Here is a 19,697-nt window from a genome sequence, read left to right as displayed (position 1 = left end):
CGGGTGACACGGAACGGACCTCCGGCGGGGTGCCGGGGGCCCGTTCACGGAGGGATCGGTTCAGCTGATGGCGTTCAGCATCGCCGCTTCGACGTGGTCGGCGGCGTTGCGGTGGCCGAGGGCGTTGGGGTGGACGAAGGACAGCTGGTCAGGCAGGGTGACGAAGCCTTCCACCCACTTGGTGTCGTCGCAGACGCTGTGGTTCCGGGAGGAGGCGTAGAGGTCGACGAAGCTGGCGGCGTCCTGTGTGCCGGTCGAGTCGTCGATGGCCTTGTTGAGGGGTTCCAGGACGTCGTGGCGCAGCCATTCCAGGTCGCCCTGGGTGATCGTGCCGAACTTGGTCAGGTCGCCGAAGCCGCACTTGGAGGTGTCCTTGGGGACGATGGTGGGATAGCCGACGGCGAGGATCTTCGCGTGCGGGGCCCGCTCATGGAGTACGCGGAGCATCCGGTCGTACTCCTCGCGCACCTTCTTCAGCCGGGCCGGGATCCCGGCGCCCAGGGCGTCCTTGCACGGGGTGCCCTTGCCGTCGCTTTCGCCTCCCAGCTGCGGGCACTTCATGAGGATGTCGGCGAAGCCGAGGGTGTTGCCGCCCACCCCGACCGTGATGACGTCGGTGTCGGGGCCCACCGCCTCGGACTGGGGCGGCACCGGAGGGAAGGGGTAGTCCGGGTCCTCGGAGAGGGGCGGCATGTGGCGGCCGATCGGATACTGGGGCGTGTCGGTGACGTTCTCGATGGTGGCGGCGCCGCAGCTGACGTTGGTCAGCTCGAAGAGACCGCCGAGGTCGCGGTCGATGACCTGGGGGTAGGACCGGTCGGTGCGCTCGCAGCCGTCACGCGGGACTTCGAAGACGTCGCCCGCGGCGCGGATGACCCCGGCGGTGTAGGAGTCGCCCAGGGCGACCCACTGGTGGTCCTCGGCCGCGGCGGCGGGCTGTGCCGCGGTGAACTGGGTGGGGACGAGAGCGCCGGCGGCGAGAGCGGCGGCCGAGCAGAGCAGGGTCAGACGCATGCGGAAGCGGGCCACGAATCCTCCAGGGATACGGTTTTGGCGTCGCTTTGACCGTAAGCAGTGCAACACACTACGCAGTAGATCCAACACGGACAGTCACAACCGAGCTTCCACGTGCGTCTTTGTGGGTGACCGAGGCCCCGCGTGTCGACCGACTGTCCCCTACGGACGATCGCTCCGGTTCGGTACGTGTACGACACAGGGAAGGCTCTTGACCGAGTACGGGACCCCGCCGGACGCTCGCCCTCTCAGCGGCTGGCTTGTTCCTGACACACCCGCAGGCGTCACGAACCGGTGACCGGCTCGGCCGGGCCCGGCACGAAGACGCTGAGCCGGTAGGTGGTGGGCTGGACCAGGCGTCCGCAGAAGGTGTCCATCCGCACCGCCGACCAGTCCAACTGCTCGTCGGACGCACGCAGTCGGCGGACGTAGGACCGCCATTCCGTCTCGTCCTCCGTCTGGAAGAGCACCTCCCAGTGCCCCGCCTCGGGCGCGAAGCGCGCAGCAGCCCGCTCCGCCTCGGCCCGCCGCTGCCGCTCCCTCTGCTGCTTCCTCTTCCGCTGCCCCGGCACCGCCCCAGCATCGACGGCACGCGGGGACGCGGCAACTTGGATTGCCCGCGCCGCCCCTGTCAGTTCCTCACACCGGTGGCCAGAGCCAGTTCACGTACGCCGGGCACCCGAGGGTGCCGCGCGCTCAGCTCATGGACGATCTTCCGGATCGCCGGGCGGTCGCGTACTTCTCCCGGGGAAACACGAAGGGCGGCAAGCAACTCGGCGGCGGTCTGCTCGGGCTTGCCCCATTGCCACCACGCACGGCCGAGATCGGTATGCATGCGTCCCTTGCGCTCAGCGGTGGGGAACTGCGACTCGTGCAATTCCCGGCCTGCTCGCAAGGCGGCTCCGGCATCTCCCAGCGCCCAGTGCACTCCGACTTCGTAAAGGCTGACGGCCGCCGGGGTGAGGGGGAACAACCGGCCGCTCGGAGGCGTGGCCGGAAGGCGACGCGCAGCCTGGCTCGCTTCACGGATCATGGCCAGCGCCTGGTCACGTTCTCCGGACCGTGCGGCGGTATACGCGGTCGTGCACAGCATCTGCGCGTAGGCCGAAGCCTGGGCATCGGTATGCAGACCGGTTGCTTCCACCTGGTGGGCAGCGTCCATGATGAGGCGCTGTGCAGCGCGGGACTGGTCTTGGTGGCGCAGCACGATGCTCAGCTCGCGAGCGGCCGCCGCTGCCACGAGGGCCGAGCCGGAAAGGGTGGCGTAGATCGTGGCGCGGTCGGCGGTGAGCCGGGCGCGGTCGTATCGGCCGATCTTGATCAGGACCCGGGAGGTCAGGCTGTAGCAGGCGGACAGGCGCGCATGGTCGAGGTGGGACCGCGTCCTGGTCGAGTCGTGTGCGTCAGCCAGCAGGCCCGGGATCGCTTCCAGGAGGTCCACGTATTTACCGGCGTCGAAAAGGGCGCGTGCCCATGCCAGTCTCGTATCGAGAGGGATCACCGAGCCGGTCGGCGCGGGAACCGCGGCAAGGGCATCGTCGACTGCGACGAGCAGTTGCGCGGGGGCCGCCAGTCCGGCGGCCGCGAGCAAGGTCCGGCGGCGCATTGGGTCCTCCTCGACGCAACTGGGACCGTCCGCCGCAACTTTAGTGGGTTGGAGGGACGCTAGCCCGAGCGCCGCAGCGAGGAGATATGCGGGAACACCGACCTCCTGTGCGGCCCTGCGGAGAAGCCCTAGGTCAGCTGCCCTTCCGCGCTGCTCCAGCCTGGAGACGGTGGCGATCGAGCACCCGATGCGCTGACCGAGGTCGACCTGCCGCCACCCCCGATAGACGCGTCCTACCCGGATGAGCCCGCCTGGGTCGCGATGGTCGACCAGTGAACGGACCTTGGCGGAACTCCACAGCGGGTCACCGGTGCGCATCGTCCCTCCCACTGGCCGGAGCCGGACCTACCCACCGTAGCGATTGGCCGATAGGCCGTCGACGGCGCTTTCACCCCGTGCAAATCGCTTACACAGCACGAGCGTTGAGTGCCGACGCACCGATCGCCGTGGTGTCTTGGGAGCAAGGGCCGCATCCTGCGGCAGCCCTGAAGAAGGCCGCACCCGAAACCACGGAGGACAGCATGGCGACAGCACTCGAGATCTGCGTCCGCAACCCCCGGGACTTCGTGTCGCCGGAGGTCTGGGACCGGGAGATCGCGCTCCTCGTCCGGGACAATCCGTTCGACGAAGTCATGGCCAACCGGCTCTTCGGCCAGGCCATCGCGTACTTGATCACGGCCATGGAGAAGTGGGGCCAAGGCCTGGAGATGTGCTGCGGCCGGCTCGTCGACATGGCGGTTCACGCGTTCATCCTCGACACGAGGAACTACCGGGAGTTCTGCCACCGGCACTTCGGCGGCCGCTTCCTGGAGCACATCCCCGAGATCGAGTTCAAGTACGACGGATCGGTGGAACGCACGGCGCACATCCTCGCTGCCAACGGCTTCGAGGTCGACTGGAAGCTGTGGGAGCGGGACTACGCGAAGTGTGGCCCGTGCCGCCCCGGCGAGGACTGCCACTGAGGCCCCCTTGCCCCGGCTCGGGGGCGCCGTCCGGCGCTTCCGAGCCCCTCGTACGCCGCCCCGCCGCACGGGCGGATGAATGGGAGGCATCCGGCAGTGATCATGCGGCCGCGATGGGTACGGTGTCCAGCCTGACTGACGCTTCGCCCCGCACCCTTCGAGGAGTCGCATGCCCCGCTCGTCGCAGAACCTCCCCGAGTACTGGGACGCGTACAAGCCCCACAAGGGAGATGGCGAGCCTTCTGCTCCGCCGGCCGACTCGTTCGAGTGGACCCAGTATCCCGGCCACGGTCCCGGCGACGACTTCCTGGGCCGACCGCGCACCGCACTGGAGCTTGGCTCCGCGGAAGGGAAGGAGGCCGTCTTCCTGGCCCGCAAGGGCATCGACGTGACCGCGCTGGACTTCTCCTCGGTCCAGGTCGAACGGGCCCGCGGGTGGTGGCACGGAGTGGACCGGCTGACCCTGGTGCACGCCGAGGCGTGTGCCTATCTGGCGAGCACCGGGACGACGTACGACGCGATCTTCTCCGTATGGGGTGCCGTCTGGTTCACGGACCCGGACGACCTCATCCCGCTCATCGCGAAAAGGCTCAACCCCGGTGGTGTTCTCGCTTTCAGCCAGGCCGAGCCCATCGAGGGCCACTACGGTCCCCAGGCGATGTACGGCAACGGGCTGGCGGGGCGCAAACTCACCGTCCTGCGGTGGAACTACGGTCCGCAGACCTGGGCCGACCTGCTCAAGCGGAACGGCTTCACGGACGTCGACGCCCAGGTGCTGGAAGCTCCCGACCCCGCCGACGTGGGCACGCTCATGGTGCGGGCGCGCATGCCGTAGCCGGTGGCTCAGTTCACCGTCAGCACCAGCTTGCCCGTCGTGTGGCCCGTGTCGCCCAGGGTGTGGGCCTTTGCCGCGTCCGCCAGTTCGAAGGTGGCGGCGATCTCGGGGCGCAGGCGGCCCTCGGCGGCGAGGTGGGCGATGGCCTTCATGCCGGTGTGGTCGTCCTGGACCAGCATGACCTCCGCGCGGACACCGAGCCTGGTCGCCTCCTGGAGGAGCGCCGGGATGGCGTCGTCCAGGCGGAGGGAGACCAGGATGCCGCCCGGGCGCAGGCTGCGCAGGGAGTGGAGGGCGTGGTCGTTGCCCTGGGCGTCGAGGACGATGTCGGCGTCGCGGACGGCCTCGGCGGGGTCCGTGGTGCGGTAGTCGATGACCTCGTCGGCGCCCAGCGAGCGGACGAAGTCGTGCTTGGGTGCGCTCGCCGTACCGATGACGTACGCGCCGTGCGCCTTGGCGATCTGGACGGCGAGGTGGCCGACGCCCCCGGCGGCCGCGTGGATCAGCACCCGCTGCCCGGCTTCGAGGTGCGCGGTGTCGATCAGGGCCTGCCAGGCGGTGAGCGCGGCGAGCGGCAGGGCACCGGCCTGGACGTGGTCCAGCTCGGCCGGCTTGGGCGCGAAGGCGCGGGCCGGGCCCGTGACGTACTCGGCGTGCGAGCCCGCCCCGTAGGGGTACGGCAGCATGCCGAAGACCTCGTCGCCCGGCTTGAAGAGGGTGACGCCGGGGCCGGTCGCCGTGACCTCGCCGGAGACGTCCCAGCCGAGGACGAACGGCGGCTCGCCGAGGAACAGCCCGGGCACGCTGCTGTGCTTCCAGTCGGTGGGGTTGACCCCGGCGGCGCGCACCCGGACGAGGATCTCCCCGGGGCCGGGCGTCGGCCGGGGCAGCCGGACCTCCTTGAGCACCTCGGGGCCGCCGATGACGTCCTGGCTGATCGCACGCATGGTGGTGATGTCGTTCATGCGGCCCAGTCTGCGGCGGACGGGCACCTCGACAGGAGTGGCAGGAATGACAACTATCGATAGGATCGTGCCATGTCGCCGGCACAGTCGCTCCCTGCTGCTCATCGTGTCGTCGTGCTCGCGCTCGACGGGGTCTATCCGTTCGAACTCGGAATCCCGCAGCGTGTCTTCGGCACCGCGGAAGGCCGCTACGAGGTGGTGACCTGCACGGCCGACGGCCGACCGGTGCGGACGTCGGCGGACTTCCGGATCACTCCCGACCACGGGCCGGACGCCCTGGCCACCGCGGACACGGTGGTCGTCCCGCCGTACACCTCGGCACCCGACACGGTCCGGCTGTCGGACGCCGTCGCGGACGCGCTCGCTCTGGTCCCGGCCGGGGCGCGGATCGTGTCCATCTGCACCGGCGCCTTCACGCTCGCCGCGGCCGGGCTGCTCGACGGCCGTACCGCGACCACCCACTGGCGGCTGGCGGACCGCTTCCGCGCGGCGTTTCCCCAGGTGAACCTGGACGCCGACGTGCTGTTCATCGACGACGGCGACATCCTCACCTCGGCCGGAGCCGCGTCCGGCGTGGATGTGTGCCTGCACCTCGTCCGCAAGGACCACGGCAGCGAGGTGGCGAACCGGGTCGCGCGCCGGTGCGTGGTGCCGCCGTGGCGGGACGGCGGGCAGGCGCAGTACATCGAACAGCCGGTGCCGGAGCCGTCCGCGGCCGGAACCGCGGCGACCCGCGAGTGGGCGCTGCGGCGACTGGACGAGCCGCTGACGCTGGCCGACCTCGCCGGGCACGCCCGGATGAGCCTGCGGACGTTCGCCCGCCGGTTCCAGGACGAGGTGGGGATGAGCCCGGGGCGGTGGCTGATCCAGCAGCGGGTGCTGCGGGCGCGGGAACTGCTGGAGTCCAGCGACCTGCCCGTCGAGCAGATCGCCGGGAAGGCCGGGTTCGGGACGCCCGCCTCGCTGCGGCAGCATCTGCACGCCGCGATCGGGGTGTCGCCGCAGGCGTACCGCCGTACCTTCCGGGCCGCGGGCCGGTTGTTGAGCGGGGGCGGCCCGGGGGAACGCCCGAGGGCGGTACCCCCGGCCGGGAAGCCGGTGGTACCGCCCTCGTCGAAGGACAGGTGATCCGCGAGGGATCAGAAGTCCATGTCACCGCCCGGCATGCCGCCGCCGGCCGGCGCAGCGGCCTTCTCCGGCTTGTCGGCGATGACGGCCTCGGTGGTGAGGAACAGCGCGGCGATGGAGGCGGCGTTCTGCAGCGCGGAACGGGTCACCTTCGCCGGGTCGATGATGCCCTCGGCGACCAGGTCGACGTACTCGCCGGTCGCGGCGTTCAGGCCGTGGCCCGGGGTCAGGTTGCGCACCTTCTCCACCACGACACCGCCCTCGAGGCCGGCGTTGACGGCGATCTGCTTCAGCGGGGCCTCGAGCGCGATGCGCACGGCGTTGGCGCCGGTCGCCTCGTCACCCTCCAGCTCCAGCTTCTCGAAGACCTGGGAGGCCTGGAGCAGGGCCACGCCACCACCGGCGACGATGCCCTCCTCGACGGCGGCCTTCGCGTTGCGGACGGCGTCCTCGATGCGGTGCTTGCGCTCCTTGAGCTCCACCTCGGTGGCGGCACCGGCCTTGATGACGGCCACGCCGCCCGCGAGCTTGGCCAGGCGCTCCTGGAGCTTCTCGCGGTCGTAGTCCGAGTCGCTGTTCTCGATCTCGGCGCGGATCTGGTTCACGCGGCCCGCGACCTGCTCGCTGGCGCCGGCACCGTCGACGATCGTGGTCTCGTCCTTGGTGATGACGACCTTGCGGGCCTTGCCCAGCAGGTCCAGCGTGGCGTTCTCCAGCTTGAGGCCGACCTCCTCGGAGATGACCTCGCCGCCCGTGAGGATCGCGATGTCGCCGAGCATGGCCTTGCGGCGGTCGCCGAAGCCCGGGGCCTTGACGGCGACGGACTTGAAGGTGCCGCGGATCTTGTTGACGACCAGGGTCGACAGGGCCTCGCCCTCGACGTCCTCGGCGATGATCAGCAGCGGCTTGCCCGACTGCATGACCTTCTCCAGGAGCGGGAGCAGGTCCTTGACCGAGGAGATCTTGGAGTTGGCGATGAGGATGTACGGGTCCTCGAGCACCGCCTCCATGCGCTCCATGTCGGTCGCGAAGTAGGCGGAGATGTAGCCCTTGTCGAAGCGCATGCCCTCGGTGAGCTCCAGCTCCAGACCGAAGGTGTTGCTCTCCTCGACGGTGATGACGCCTTCCTTGCCGACCTTGTCCATGGCCTCGGCGATCAGCTCGCCGATCTGGGTGTCGGCGGCGGAGATGGACGCGGTGGAGGCGATCTGCTCCTTGGTCTCGACGTCCTTCGCCTGCTCCAGGAGGGCGGCGGAGACGGCCTCGACGGCCTTCTCGATACCGCGCTTCAGGGCCATCGGGTTGGCGCCGGCGGCGACGTTGCGCAGGCCTTCCTTGACCAGGGCCTGGGCGAGAACGGTCGCGGTGGTCGTACCGTCACCGGCGACGTCGTCCGTCTTCTTGGCGACTTCCTTGACCAGCTCGGCGCCGATCTTCTCGTACGGGTCCTCGAGCTCGATCTCCTTGGCGATGGAGACACCATCGTTGGTGATCGTGGGGGCGCCCCACTTCTTCTCGAGGACGACGTTGCGACCCTTGGGGCCGAGCGTCACCTTGACGGCGTCCGCGAGCTGGTTCATGCCGCGCTCGAGGCCGCGCCGCGCCTCCTCGTCGAACGCGATGATCTTGGCCATGTGAAGTGGTCCCTCCAGGACTGGGGGTGATTCCTTCGGACCGCGCCCGCGCCCGCGACGGACGGCCAGCCGACCTGTGGTTCCTTGCCCCACCCGGTCCGCGGCCTCACCGACCCGGTCCTTCTTTGTCACTCTCACCTTCAGAGTGCTAACGCCAATGATTAGCACTCGGCATGGTCGAGTGCAAGCGCCTCCCACGGTCCGGCGAGGAGTCTCCGCCCCGGGCGAACGGGCGCATGCGGCCCCCGGGGCGCGGGCACGGGCACGCGCACAAGCGCAGGCACAGGCGCACGCGCAGGCACACACACGCACAGGCACGGCGAAGGGCCCGCACCCCGGGAGGTGCGGGCCCTTCGTCGAAGAACGCTTGCTTTACGTTCAGGCGGTGACGCGAACCATGTCGGCCTGCGGACCCTTCTGGCCCTGCGAGATCTCGAACTCGACCCGCTGGCCCTCTTCCAGGGTGCGGTAGCCGTCCATCTGAATCGCGCTGTAGTGGACGAAGACGTCCGCACCACCGTCGACCGCGATGAAGCCGTACCCCTTCTCCGCGTTGAACCACTTGACGGTGCCCTGAGCCATGCCTAACTCCCCTATTACTGGCCCTTGCACAGATCCACACTTCGCGGACCCGGGTCAGACCTCACCCCCCAAATCGGTCGGGGGCGTGCGCCGGAACGCGTCGACCGCGGCTGAATGTATCTGTCCAACTGCCGTCTGCAACAGGTCAATCGGACGAGAAATCTGGACGCACCCGATCCGGAATGTGCCAAGAATCAGGGCGAATTCAGGGCAAGTCGGGCTACACAAAGGGAACGAAAGCCGCATAAAACACGCACACTTTGGCTACTTCTTGTCGTGCGGGCGGCGCCATTCCGGGGCTCGCGACCTGTAGGCCCGCAACCCGGTTCCCCAACTCTATCGCGCTCAATCACACTGAATGGCCCCTTCCGCTTCTATCGCGGAAGGGGCCATTCGATAAACGCTCGGTAATCCCGGCTACCGTCGGTTACCGGGTTAATGCTCAGCCGCCGGCGACGGCCGGGATGATGGAGATGCCCGCGCCGTCCGGGGTGGCCGTCTGAAGGCCCTGCTCGAAACGGACGTCGTCGTCGTTGACGTACACGTTCACGAACCGGCGCAGCTTGCCCTGGTCGTCCAGGACTCGAGCGGCGATGCCCGTGTGGTTCTTCTCCAGGTCCGCGATGACCTCGGCGAGGGTCGCCCCCTCGGCGGGCACCTCGGCCTGACCGCCGGTGTAGGTGCGCAGGATGGTGGGGATGCGAACGGTCACGCTCATGCGAGGCCAGCCTCTCGGAAGGAGTCCAGGGTGGGGCGGATGGTCGCGGTCAGACCGGTGCCGGCCACCGCGTCCAGGGTCTTCAGGCCGTCGCCGGTGTTCAGCACGACCGTGGTCTTCGCCGGGTCCAGCAGACCCGCCTCGAGCAGCTTGCGGGTGACGCCGACGGTCACCCCGCCCGCCGTCTCCGCGAAGATGCCCTCCGTGCGGGCCAGCAGCTTGATGGCGTCCACGACCTCCTCGTCCGTGACGTCCTCCACCGCACCGCCGGTGCGCCGGGCGATGTCCAGGACGTACGGCCCGTCGGCCGGGTTGCCGATGGCGAGGGACTTGGCGATCGTGTTCGGCTTCTGCGGCCGTACGACATCGTGCCCGGCCTTGAAGGCGGTCGACACCGGGGAGCAGCCCTCCGCCTGGGCGCCGAAGATCTTGTACGGCCGGTCCTCGACCAGACCGAGCTTGATCAGCTCCTGGAGACCCTTGTCGATCTTGGTGAGCTGGGAGCCGGAGGCGATCGGCACCACGATCTGGTCGGGCAGCCGCCAGCCGAGCTGCTCGCAGATCTCGTACGCGAGCGTCTTGGAGCCCTCGGCGTAGTACGGGCGCAGGTTGACGTTGACGAAGCCCCAGCCCTCGCCGGCCGGGTCGCCGATCAGCTCGGAGCAGAAGCGGTTCACATCGTCGTAGTTGCCCTCGATGCCGACCAGCTCGCCGCCGTAGACCGCGGCCATGACGACCTTGCCCTGCTCCAGGTCGTGCGGGATGAACACGCACGAGCGGAAGCCGGCCCGGGCGGCGGCGGCGCCGACGGCACCGGCCAGGTTGCCGGTCGAGGAGCAGGACAGGGTGGTGAAGCCGAAGGCGCGCGCCGCCTCCAGGGCCTGGGCGACGACCCGGTCCTTGAAGGAGTGCGTCGGGTTGCCGGAGTCGTCCTTCACGTACAGACCGCCGGTCACGCCCAGCTCACCGGCGAGGTTGTCCGCCTTGACGAGCTTGGTCCAGCCCGGGTTGAGGTTCGGCTTGTCGGCCACGTCGGCGGGGACGGGCAGCAGCGGCGCGTACCGCCAGATGTTCGCGGGACCCGACTCGATCGTCCGGCGCAGTTCCTCGGGGTCGTGACCGGAGAAGTCGTAGGCGATCTCCAGCGGGCCGAAACACTCCTCGCAGGCGAAGACCGGGCCGAGCGGAACGCGGTGACCGCACTCGCGACAGCTCAGGGCCGAGGCGGGACCGAGGTCGACGGCGGAATCGAGGGGGGTTTCAACTGTCTGCGCAGCCATGTGAGGCGAGGCCCTTTCTCCTCATCTTCCCCACGGCGCATCTCGCCGTGAGACGGATTTGGCACCTTCCCTAGCCGGGAGCCTCGATATGGAGAACGAGACCGACTGGAGGGTTGCCGGGGCTTCATCGGGCCGTTTCCCTCTGCCCCTCTGGATGAGCTGTATGCGATTGTCAACGCCGCTTGACACCCCGACATGCGATGGTCATCGGCGTTGTTCAAGACTGTAACCGAAGGCCAGGACAGTTGAGATAGACGTCCGAACCGCGAGATGGATCACACAGCGCACCTCGTGTGATCACGAACAGTGAGGAGCCGCAGACCGTGCTGGAAGAAGTCGAGCGCTGGCTGGCCACCCGCTCCTGGTCCGTGGCCGATCGCCCGCTCCACCGGATACTGGCCGCCAAGCAGCGCACCGGCCAGACGATCAGCGTCGTCCTGCCCGCGCTCAACGAGGAGGCGACGGTCGGCGAGATCGTCGCCGTGATCCGGCACGACCTCGTCGAACAGGTCCCGCTCGTCGACGAGATCGTCGTCGTGGACTCCGGCTCCACCGACGGCACCTCCAGGGTCGCGGCGGCCGCCGGCGCCCGGGTCGTGCACCGCGACGCGATCCTGCCCCGCATCCCGGCCGTCCCCGGCAAGGGCGAGGTGCTGTGGCGCTCCCTCCTGGTCACCCACGGGGACCTCGTCTGCTTCATCGACGCGGACCTGCGGGACTTCTCCTCCGACTTCGTCACCGGGCTGGTCGGCCCGCTGCTCACCGAGCCGGACGTGGACCTGGTCAAGGGCATGTACGACCGTCCGCTCGCCGGTGCCACCGGGCAGGGCGGCCGGGTCACCGAGCTGATGGCCCGCCCGCTGCTCAACATGCACTGGCCGCAGCTGGCCGGGTTCGTGCAGCCGCTGGGCGGCGAGTACGCGGCCCGCCGCTCGCTGCTGGAGCAGCTGCCCTTCCCCGTCGGGTACGGCGTGGAACTGGGCATGCTGGTGGACTCGCTGCACCTGGTGGGGCTGGACGCGCTGGCCCAGGTGGACCTGGGGGTGCGCAAGCACCGGCACCAGGACGGGCAGGCGCTCGGCCGGATGGCGGCGGCCATCTACCGCACCGCGCAGCTCCGCCTCGCCCGCGGCCATCTGGTCCGCCCCTCGCTCACCCAGTTCGAGCGGGGCGCGGACGGCTTCGAACCGCGCACCTACTCGGTGGACACCGAGGAGCGGCCGCCGATGGTGGAGATCGCGGAGTACGCCGAGCGCAAGGTGGCGTGAACGACCGGGGCCGTCGTATACGGCGGCCGTACCGGGCGGGCCGTACGTTTGAGCGGTTCCGGGCCGGGCTAGGTTGAGGCGTATGTCTTCCACGCACGGTGCTGAGGTGCTGGTCGCGTCCAATCGCGGCCCCGTTTCGTATCAGGTGCGCGAGGACGGCTCGCTGGACGCCAGACGTGGCGGCGGCGGGCTGGTCTCCGGGCTGTCGGCGATCGGGCCGAGCGCGCAGGCGGTGTGGGTGTGCGCCGCGCTGAGCGACGCGGACCGCGAGGCGGTACGGCGGTCCCACGACGGGCGGCGGCTGCCGGTGGACGCGACCGGCGGGCAGCTGGTCCGCATGCTCGACATCGATCCGGTCGTGTTCGCCGACGCGTACAACGGCATCGCCAACTCGGTGCTCTGGTTCGTCCACCACATGCTGTACCAGACCCCGATGGAGCCCGTCTTCGACGCGGAGTTCCGGCGGCAGTGGGCGTCGTACGAGGCCTACAACCGGGCGTTCGCCGAGGCGCTGGCCGAGGAGGCGGCCGAGGGCGCGGCGGTGCTGGTGCAGGACTACCACCTGTGCCTGGTGCCGGGCATGCTCCGCGCGCTCCGCCCCGACCTGCGCATCGGTCACTTCTCGCACACGCCGTGGGCGCCGCCGGAGTACTTCGCGCTGCTGCCGGACGACATCCGCGAGCAGCTGCTCCGCGGCATGCTCGGCGCGGACCGGGTGGCGTTCCTGACCCACCGCTGGGCGGACGCGTTCGCCGCCTGCGCGCGGGCGGTGCTGCCGGGCGGGGTGCCGGCCGGCACGGAGATCGGGGTGCACGGGCTCGGCGCGGACGCGGACTTCCTGCGCAAGCGGGCGCACGAACCGGACGTCGAGGAGCGGATGGCGGCGCTCCGGGAAGAGATCGGCGCCGGCCGCCGCACCATCGTGCGCGTCGACCGCACCGAGCTGTCCAAGAACATCGTGCGCGGGCTGCTGGCGTACGGGCAGCTGCTGGAGGACCACCCCGAGTGGCGCGAACGCGTCGTCCACGTCGCCTTCGCGTATCCGTCCCGGCAGGACCTCGCGGTCTACCGGGACTACACGGCCGAGGTACGGCGGGTCGCGGACGACCTCAACTCCCGTTACGGCACGCCGGGCTGGACCCCGGTCGTGCTGCACGTCAAGGACGACTTCGCGCGCTCCCTGGCCGCGTACCGGCTGGCCGACGTGGCCCTGGTCAACCCCATCCGGGACGGCATGAACCTGGTCGCCAAGGAGATCCCGGTGGTCTCCGACGCGGGGTGCGCGCTGGTGCTGTCCCGGGAGGCGGGGGCGTACGAGGAGCTGGGCACCGACGCGCTGGTGGTGAACCCGTACGACGTGCTGGGCACGGCGCGGGCGCTGCGCGAGGCGCTGATCCTGCCGGACGAGGTGCGGGCCGAGCGCAGCGAGCGGCTGGCCGCCGCGGCGACGGCCCTGCCGCCCACGCGCTGGTTCCTGGACCAGCTGGACGCGCTGGACGCCGTGAAGCGCTGACGCGTCAGGGCATGCGCGCGGCCAGCGTCCGCAACAGCCGTACGACGCCCTCGGGGCCGTCGACCACCAGGTCGGCCCGCTCGGCCAGCTCGGTCACCTCCGTGCTGCCGCTGCACACCAGCAGGCCGGGTACGCCGTCCGAGCGGAGTTTCTCCACCGCCGCGAAGGCGGGGAGGTCGCCGAGGTCGTCGCCCGCGTAGAGGACGGACTCGGCGCCGGTGGCGCGCAGGTGATCGGCGAGGGCGACGCCCTTGTCCATGCCGGGCGGGCGCAGCTCCAGGACCAGCCGGCCGGGCTCGACGATCAGGCCGTGCCGGGTGGCGAGGTCGGTGAGCGGCCCGCGCAGCGCCTCGAACGCGGCCTGGGGGTCGGCGGCGCGGCGGGTGTGCACCGCGACCGCCCGGCCCTTCTCCTCGATCCAGGTGCCGTGCCAGGCGCCCACCGATTCCAGGACGCCCGGCAGCTCGGCGCGGACCGCGGCCACGCCGGGGTGCGGGGCGGGGGCGGTGACCGTGCCGGTGGCCGCGTCCCAGCGTTCGGCGCCGTAGTGGCCGAGGACGGTGAGGTGGTCCAGGGCGGGGACGCCGGCGAAGCCGCCGTAGCGGACCGCGACCCCGGCGGGGCGGCCGGTGATCACGGCGATCGAGGCGACCTTGGGGGCGAGGGCGGTGAGGGCGGGTACGGCGTCGGGGTGGGCGCGGGCCTGCTCGGGGTCGGCGACGATGGGGGCCAGTGTGCCGTCGAAGTCGAGGCCGACGACTGCGGTGGCCGGCCTGGCGAGCAACGCGGCGAGGGCGGCCTGGCCGGCCGGGGTGTCCGGGATCGGCATGGGGTCCATACCCCGACCCTATCCACGACCGCCCGGTGTCACTCCTGGAGCCGTCGCCCGGGTCAGCGGTTCGTGCGGTGGGATTCCCGGAGTCTGCGGAGTCGGTTCACCGTGACCGGGTCGTGGGCGAGGGCGCGTGCGTCGTCCAGGAGGGCGTTGAGGAGCTGGTAGTAGCGGACCGGGGAGAGGCCCAGCTCTTCCCGGATCGCGCGCTCCTTCGCGCCGGGGCCGGGAAAGCCCCGGCGCTCCAGCGCGAGGATGGCCTGTTCGCGGTCGCCGAGTTCCATGGGGCCACCGTAGCGCCGGGTACCGACAGTCAGTTCGCGTTGCTGCTGTCGGCCGCCGTGGCCGCCGCCTGGAGGCGGGTGAGGACGCCGGAGGGGTCGCCGCCGGGGGCGACGGCCTGGCCGATGGTCTTCTTCACGGCGGCGCTGACCGCCGCCCAGGAGGTCTTGCCGACGGGGTACAGCTCGGAGGTCGGCAGCTGCTCCAGGAAGGGGTGGAGGGCCTGGTCGGAGGGGGAGTTCGACGCGCTCATGGCGTTGGAGGCGGAGCCGGTGACCGGCAGCAGGCCGTAGTCGCGGGAGAACTCCAGGACGTTCTTCTCGGAGTAGACGAAGTTGAGGAAGTCACCTATCTGGGTGGCGTGGCCGTTCTGCTTGAAGGCCATCATCCAGTCGGCGACCCCCATGGCCGCGCGGGACTTGCCGGTCCGGCCCGGCATCGGCACCATGCCGAACTTCACGCCCTTCTTCTCGGCCTGCTGGATCAGCGTGGGGTGGCCGTTGAGCATGCCGACCTGGCCGTCGGCGAAGGCGGCGAACGCGTCCGCGCGGTTGAGCTTGCCGGGGGCGACCGGGCCGGTCAGGCCCTGGCCGACCAGCTCGTCCTTGAGCCAGGTGAAGGTCTGCACGTTCTGCGCGGAGTCGAGCGTGTAGGTGCCGACGTCGTCGGTGTAGCCGTTGCCGCCGGTGCCGGCGCTGCCGCCGCTGAGCAGCCACTGCATGGTCTCGGCCTGGGCCTCCTCGGGGCCGAGGGGCAGCGCGTAGGGGTACTTGACCCCCTTGGCCTTCAGCGCCTTGGCGTCGGCGGCCAGCTCGTCCCAGGTGGTGGGCGGGGTGATGCCGGCCTTGGCGAAGAGGGTCTTGTTGTAGAAGAGGACACGCGTGGAGGCGGCGAAGGGGATGCCGTACTGCGTGTGGTTCCACTGCCCGGCGTCGGCGAGCTGGGAGAGGAAGTCGGCCTGGGTGCGGATGGAGAGCACGTCGGAGGCCGGGTAGAGCTTGCCGGCGGCGGCGTAGTCGGCGTAGGCGCCGATCTGCGCGAGGTCGGGCGCGTGGCCGGCGTCGACCATCTCCTTGACCTTGCGGTCGACGTCGTTCCAGGAGTACACGCTGACGTCGATCTTCACGTTCGGGTGCTTGGACTCGTACTCCTTGACCAGCCCGTCCCAGTACTTCTTGGAGCTGTTCGCGGCGGAGTCCCCGTAGTCGGCGGCGACGAGTCTCAGCGTCACGCCGGAGGAGCCGGTGGCCCCGCATCCGCCGAGGACCGCCGTCATGCCCAGTGCGGACACCACCGCGATCGTTCCTGCCGTAAGCCGACGCAACCTCAACGCCCCAACCCAATGTCTGACTGTTCAAAATGTGGACACATAAGGTCTACACCACGTGAGTGGACTAGACCTCTCGCGGGTGGGAGGGCCACACTAGGCCCGTGGTGAGACATGTCATCGCCCTGGACGTGGGCGGTACCGGGATGAAGGCCGCCCTCGTCGGCGACGACGGCACGCTTCTGCACCGCGCCCGCCGCGCCACGCGCCGCGAGCGCGGACCGGACGCGGTGGTCGACGGGATCCTCGGCTTCGCCGCCGAGCTGCGCGCCTACGGCGCAGAGCACTACGGCGAGCCCGCCCGCGCCGCCGGCATAGCGGTCCCCGGCATCGTGGACGAGCAGCAGGGCGTCGCCGCCTACGCCGCCAACCTCGGCTGGAAGGACGTACCCCTGCGGGCGCTGCTCGCCGAGCGGCTCGGCATGCCCGTCGTGCTCGGCCACGACGTGCGCACCGGCGGACTCGCCGAGGGCCGGATCGGCGCGGGCCGGGGCACCGACCGGTTCCTGTTCGTCGCCCTCGGCACCGGCATCGCGGGCGCGATCGGCATCGACGGCCGGGTGGAGTCCGGAGCGCACGGCTTCGCGGGCGAGATCGGCCATGTCGTCGTACGGCCGCGAGGCACCGCCTGCCCCTGCGGGCAGCACGGCTGTCTGGAACGGTACGCCTCCGCCTCCGCCGTCAGCGCGGCCTGGGCCGAGGCCTGCGGCAGGCCGGACGCGGACGCGGCCGACTGCGCGAAGGCCGTCATGTCCGGCGACCCGAACGCCGTCCGGATCTGGCAGGAGGCGGTCGACGCCCTCGCCGACGGGCTGGTCACCGCGCTCACCCTGCTGGACCCGCGCACGCTGATCATCGGGGGCGGGCTGGCCGAGGCGGGGGACGCGTTGTTCGCACCGCTGCGGGACGCCGTCCGGCGCCGGGTCACCTTCCAGCGGCCGCCCGCCATCCTCCCCGCCGCCCTCGGCGACGCCGCCGGCTGCCTGGGCGCCGGCCTGCTCGCGCAGGACCTCATCGCCACCGACCCCGACCCCACCGACCCCTCGGAGGTAACCGCCTGATGGCTCCCAGCTTGGTTCTCACAGGTGCTCGGGTGGTGCTGCCCGGCGGGGTGGTGGACGACGGGCGCATCTGCGTGCAGGGCACGCGGATCGCGGCTGCCGCTGCCGAGAACGCCGAGGTCATCGACGTCACCGGCCACTGGCTGGTGCCCGGCTTCGTGGACATCCACAACCACGGCGGCGGCGGAGCCTCCTTCTCCGGCGGCCCGGACGAGATCATGACCGCCGTCCGCACCCACCGCGCGCACGGCACCACCACCCTCGTCGCCTCCACCGTCACCGACGAGATGGACCTGCTGACGCGGCAGGCCGGGCTGCTGAGCGAGCTGGCCGAGCAGGGCGAGATCGCCGGTATCCACTTCGAGGGGCCGTTCATCTCGCCCTGCCGCAAGGGCGCCCACTCCGAGGAGCTGCTGCGCGACCCCGAGCCGGCCGAGGTCCGCAAGCTGATCGACGCCGCGCGCGGCCAGGCCAGGATGGTCACCCTCGCCGCCGAACTGCCCGGCGGCATCGACTCGGTACGACTGCTGGCCGAGCACGGAGTGATCGCGGCGATCGGCCACACGGACGCGACGTACGAGCAGACGGTCGAGGCCATCGACGCGGGCGCCACGGTCGCCACCCACCTCTTCAACGCCATGCCCGCCCTGAACCACCGCACGCCGGGCCCGATCGCCGCCCTGCTGGAGGACGAGCGGGTCACCGTCGAGCTGATCAACGACGGCACGCACCTGCACCCGGCCGCCCTGGAACTGGCCTTCCACCGGGCCGGCGCCTCCCGCGTCGCCTTCATCACGGACGCGATGGACGCGGCCGGCAGCGGGGACGGCCGCTATCTGCTGGGCCCGCTGGAGGTCGAGGTCCGCGACGGCGTGGCCCGGCTGGTGCACGGCGGTTCGATCGCCGGGTCGACCCTGACCCTGGACCGGGCGTTCAAGCGGGCGGTGACCGTCGACCGGCTGCCGGTGGAGGACGCCGTACAAGCCCTGTCCGCCACCCCCGCGCGGCTGCTCGGGCTGTCCGACCGGATCGGCTCCCTGGAGCCCGGCAAGGACGCCGACCTGGTGCTGCTCGACGCGGCCTTCGAGCTCAAGGGCGTGATGCGCCGGGGCGAGTGGGTGGTGGCTCCCCGACTGCCCTGATCCGCCCCGCCTCCCTCCGCCGATTTTGCCTGATGGCGGCCGACCTGTGACTGGGCCGGCCGCCGTCTCTTTGGCATGATCGTGACCCCGGAAACCGATGCCAGACGCAGGGACTTCGAGGGAGGTCGGCCCGGGTGATCCTCACGGTCACACTCAACACCGCTCTCGACCTCACCTACCGGGTGCGGTCGCTGCGGCCGCACACCTCGCACCGGGTCACGGAGGTCTTCGAACGGCCCGGCGGCAAGGGACTGAACGTGGCCCGGGTGCTGGCGGCCCTCGGCCATGAGGTGACCGCGACCGGATTCGCGGGCGGCGCGACCGGCGCGGTGGTGCGCGAGCGGCTGTCCGGTACGCCCGGGGTGACGGACGCGCTGGTGCCGGTGGCCGGGCCGACCCGGCGCACGGTCGCCGTGGTCGACGATCTCTCCGGCGACACCACCCAGTTGAACGAACCCGGCCCGCACATCGCACCCGCCGAGTGGGGCACCTTCCTGGACCGCTACGAGGAACTGCTGGCCGGCGCCTCGGCGGTGGCCCTGTGCGGCAGCCTGCCGCCGGGGGTGCCGGTGGGGGCGTACGCGAACCTGGTCCGCGCGGCCCGCGCGCTCGGCGTGCCGGTCCTGCTGGACACCAGCGGCGAACCGCTGCGGCGCGGGGTGGCCGCCCGCCCGGACATCATCAAACCGAACGCCGACGAACTGGCCGAACTGACCGGCTCCCACGAGCCCTTGCGCGCCACCCAGGACGCCCGCCGCCGCGGCGCCCACACGGTGGTCGCCTCCCTCGGCGCGAAGGGCCTGCTCGCCGCCACCCCCGAGGGCCGCTGGCAGGCCACCCCGCCCTGCCACATCCCCGGCAACCCCACCGGCGCGGGCGACTCGGCGGTGGCCGGCCTGCTGTCGGGCCTGGTGGACCGGCTCCCCTGGCCCGCCCGCCTCTCCCGAGCAGTCGCCCTCGCGGCAGCCACCGTACGGTCCACCACGGCGGGCGACTTCGACCGTGCGGCGTACGAGAATCTCCTGGCGGGAGCGTCGGTCACGGCGGCGTGAAGGCTGTGCATCCCCTGCCGGATGCATGCCCACCTGAGAGTGTGACCGAGAAACGATCCCCCCCTCGTGACAGCCGAATGATCCTGTGATCACCTGTTCGCCACATCGACCAAAAGCGAACGATTCGGAATCGGGGACCTGTGAACGCACTCAAGAAAAGCCTGACGACGATCGCCGCCACCAGCGCGTTGCTGGGCGTCGCCTTTGCCACACCGGCCGCCGCGGCCGATCCCAACACCTGCCCTAAGGGCAAGTTCTGCGGATGGTCGGGGAAGAACAGGACCGGGACCAGGACGGTCTATTCCGAAAAGCCCGGCTGTTACCCTCTCGATCACATCGCCCGGTCTGTCTCGAACCAGACTTCTTACACTTTGGTCTTCTGGAAGGTCACCCTCGGCTGCGCCACCGGCACGAAGCTGGTCACTCTGAAGCCGGGCACCTACTCGAACAACCCCGGCAGCGCCAACTCTGTTGAGGTATACGCCTCCTGAGGTAC

The 19,697-nt window shown here is 70.7% G+C and carries 20 protein-coding genes and 1 riboswitch; of the genes, 9 read left to right on the top strand and 11 right to left on the bottom strand.

Translation table 11 applies throughout. The features are described 5' to 3' along the window. Positions 1–60: 60 nt before the first annotated feature. From ACWCV9_RS29455 to ACWCV9_RS29445, 3 genes are all read right to left on the bottom strand, one after another. Entirely contained in the window at positions 61–1,029 is a 969-nt protein-coding gene (locus ACWCV9_RS29455) for an SGNH/GDSL hydrolase family protein (RefSeq protein WP_450791041.1), read from the bottom strand. A 269-nt stretch (positions 1,030–1,298) separates the two neighbouring features. Next, a complete protein-coding gene (locus ACWCV9_RS29450) occupies positions 1,299–1,586 on the bottom strand; it encodes a hypothetical protein (protein ID WP_450791039.1) in 288 nt (95 codons plus the stop codon). 59 nt (positions 1,587–1,645) lie between these two features. Then, positions 1,646–2,938 carry a helix-turn-helix transcriptional regulator gene (locus ACWCV9_RS29445; protein ID WP_450791037.1) on the bottom strand — a complete coding sequence of 431 codons (1,293 nt, stop codon included), beginning with the start codon at positions 2,936–2,938 and terminating at the stop codon, positions 1,646–1,648. Between the two features lie 203 nt (positions 2,939–3,141). Between ACWCV9_RS29445 and ACWCV9_RS29440 the strand changes: the two genes are divergently transcribed. Then, the gene (locus tag ACWCV9_RS29440) at positions 3,142–3,582 is read left to right on the top strand and encodes a glycine-rich domain-containing protein (RefSeq protein ID WP_450791035.1); all 441 of its coding nucleotides are present in this window, start codon (positions 3,142–3,144) and stop codon (positions 3,580–3,582) included. Positions 3,583–3,751: 169 nt separating this feature from the next. After that, the gene (locus tag ACWCV9_RS29435; protein ID WP_450791034.1) at positions 3,752–4,417 is read left to right on the top strand and encodes a class I SAM-dependent methyltransferase; all 666 of its coding nucleotides are present in this window, start codon (positions 3,752–3,754) and stop codon (positions 4,415–4,417) included. Between the two features lie 8 nt (positions 4,418–4,425). Here ACWCV9_RS29435 and ACWCV9_RS29430 read toward each other — a convergent pair whose 3' ends face one another. Beyond that, positions 4,426–5,382, bottom strand: a complete 957-nt coding sequence (locus ACWCV9_RS29430; RefSeq protein ID WP_450791032.1) for an NADP-dependent oxidoreductase — start codon at positions 5,380–5,382, stop codon at positions 4,426–4,428. Positions 5,383–5,454: 72 nt separating this feature from the next. Between ACWCV9_RS29430 and ACWCV9_RS29425 the strand changes: the two genes are divergently transcribed. Next, the gene (locus ACWCV9_RS29425; protein WP_450791030.1) at positions 5,455–6,510 is read left to right on the top strand and encodes a GlxA family transcriptional regulator; all 1,056 of its coding nucleotides are present in this window, start codon (positions 5,455–5,457) and stop codon (positions 6,508–6,510) included. A gap of 11 nt (positions 6,511–6,521) precedes the next feature. Here the strand turns inward: ACWCV9_RS29425 and groL are convergent, their stop codons facing one another. The 4 genes from groL to thrC all read right to left on the bottom strand — a co-directional run bounded on the left by groL (position 6,522) and on the right by thrC (position 10,724). After that, positions 6,522–8,144, bottom strand: coding sequence for a chaperonin GroEL (gene groL / locus ACWCV9_RS29420; protein WP_385845652.1), 1,623 nt, complete (start codon positions 8,142–8,144; stop codon positions 6,522–6,524). A 378-nt stretch (positions 8,145–8,522) separates the two neighbouring features. Beyond that, entirely contained in the window at positions 8,523–8,726 is a 204-nt protein-coding gene (locus ACWCV9_RS29415) for a cold-shock protein (RefSeq protein WP_004986573.1), read from the bottom strand. Positions 8,727–9,168: 442 nt separating this feature from the next. Beyond that, complete coding sequence (locus tag ACWCV9_RS29410) at positions 9,169–9,444, bottom strand: MoaD/ThiS family protein (RefSeq protein ID WP_450791027.1); 276 nt, start codon at positions 9,442–9,444, stop codon at positions 9,169–9,171. Continuing rightward, complete coding sequence (gene thrC, locus ACWCV9_RS29405; RefSeq protein WP_450791026.1) at positions 9,441–10,724, bottom strand: threonine synthase; 1,284 nt, start codon at positions 10,722–10,724, stop codon at positions 9,441–9,443. Before thrC ends, ACWCV9_RS29410 begins: the two co-directional genes overlap by 4 nt. A gap of 18 nt (positions 10,725–10,742) precedes the next feature. Then, positions 10,743–10,885: riboswitch (SAM riboswitch) on the bottom strand. Positions 10,886–11,047: 162 nt separating this feature from the next. Between thrC and ACWCV9_RS29400 the strand changes: the two genes are divergently transcribed. Together ACWCV9_RS29400 and ACWCV9_RS29395 are read left to right on the top strand one after the other, a co-directional pair. Continuing rightward, a complete protein-coding gene (locus ACWCV9_RS29400) occupies positions 11,048–11,992 on the top strand; it encodes a glucosyl-3-phosphoglycerate synthase (RefSeq protein ID WP_385845700.1) in 945 nt (314 codons plus the stop codon). Between the two features lie 82 nt (positions 11,993–12,074). Beyond that, complete coding sequence (locus ACWCV9_RS29395; protein ID WP_450791024.1) at positions 12,075–13,505, top strand: alpha,alpha-trehalose-phosphate synthase (UDP-forming); 1,431 nt, start codon at positions 12,075–12,077, stop codon at positions 13,503–13,505. 4 nt (positions 13,506–13,509) lie between these two features. Here the strand turns inward: ACWCV9_RS29395 and otsB are convergent, their stop codons facing one another. Genes otsB through ACWCV9_RS29380 form a run of 3 tightly spaced genes read right to left on the bottom strand, consistent with a single transcriptional unit; the run spans position 13,510 to position 15,895 of the window. Continuing rightward, positions 13,510–14,343 carry a trehalose-phosphatase gene (gene otsB, locus ACWCV9_RS29390; protein WP_450791022.1) on the bottom strand — a complete coding sequence of 278 codons (834 nt, stop codon included), beginning with the start codon at positions 14,341–14,343 and terminating at the stop codon, positions 13,510–13,512. A gap of 53 nt (positions 14,344–14,396) precedes the next feature. Beyond that, positions 14,397–14,621 carry a DUF3263 domain-containing protein gene (locus ACWCV9_RS29385; RefSeq protein WP_450791020.1) on the bottom strand — a complete coding sequence of 75 codons (225 nt, stop codon included), beginning with the start codon at positions 14,619–14,621 and terminating at the stop codon, positions 14,397–14,399. A gap of 29 nt (positions 14,622–14,650) precedes the next feature. Next, positions 14,651–15,895 carry an extracellular solute-binding protein gene (locus ACWCV9_RS29380; RefSeq protein ID WP_450791106.1) on the bottom strand — a complete coding sequence of 415 codons (1,245 nt, stop codon included), beginning with the start codon at positions 15,893–15,895 and terminating at the stop codon, positions 14,651–14,653. 158 nt (positions 15,896–16,053) lie between these two features. Between ACWCV9_RS29380 and ACWCV9_RS29375 the strand changes: the two genes are divergently transcribed. The 4 genes from ACWCV9_RS29375 to ACWCV9_RS29360 all read left to right on the top strand — a co-directional run bounded on the left by ACWCV9_RS29375 (position 16,054) and on the right by ACWCV9_RS29360 (position 19,692). After that, entirely contained in the window at positions 16,054–17,007 is a 954-nt protein-coding gene (locus tag ACWCV9_RS29375) for an ROK family protein (RefSeq protein ID WP_450791104.1), read from the top strand. After that, entirely contained in the window at positions 17,007–18,149 is a 1,143-nt protein-coding gene (gene nagA, locus ACWCV9_RS29370; RefSeq protein WP_450791018.1) for an N-acetylglucosamine-6-phosphate deacetylase, read from the top strand. Before ACWCV9_RS29375 ends, nagA begins: the two co-directional genes overlap by 1 nt. Before the next feature lie 134 nt (positions 18,150–18,283). Then, entirely contained in the window at positions 18,284–19,201 is a 918-nt protein-coding gene (locus ACWCV9_RS29365) for a 1-phosphofructokinase family hexose kinase (RefSeq protein WP_450791016.1), read from the top strand. A gap of 140 nt (positions 19,202–19,341) precedes the next feature. Further along, positions 19,342–19,692: a peptidase inhibitor family I36 protein gene (locus ACWCV9_RS29360; protein ID WP_450791014.1), complete on the top strand. Its 351-nt coding sequence runs from the start codon at positions 19,342–19,344 to the stop codon at positions 19,690–19,692. The last annotated feature ends 5 nt before the right edge of the window (positions 19,693–19,697 follow it).

This window comes from Streptomyces sp. NPDC001606 (genome assembly GCF_053596835.1).
The sequence above is the reverse complement of the archived record's forward strand: the minus strand, read 5'-3'. Positions and strand labels throughout refer to the sequence as shown.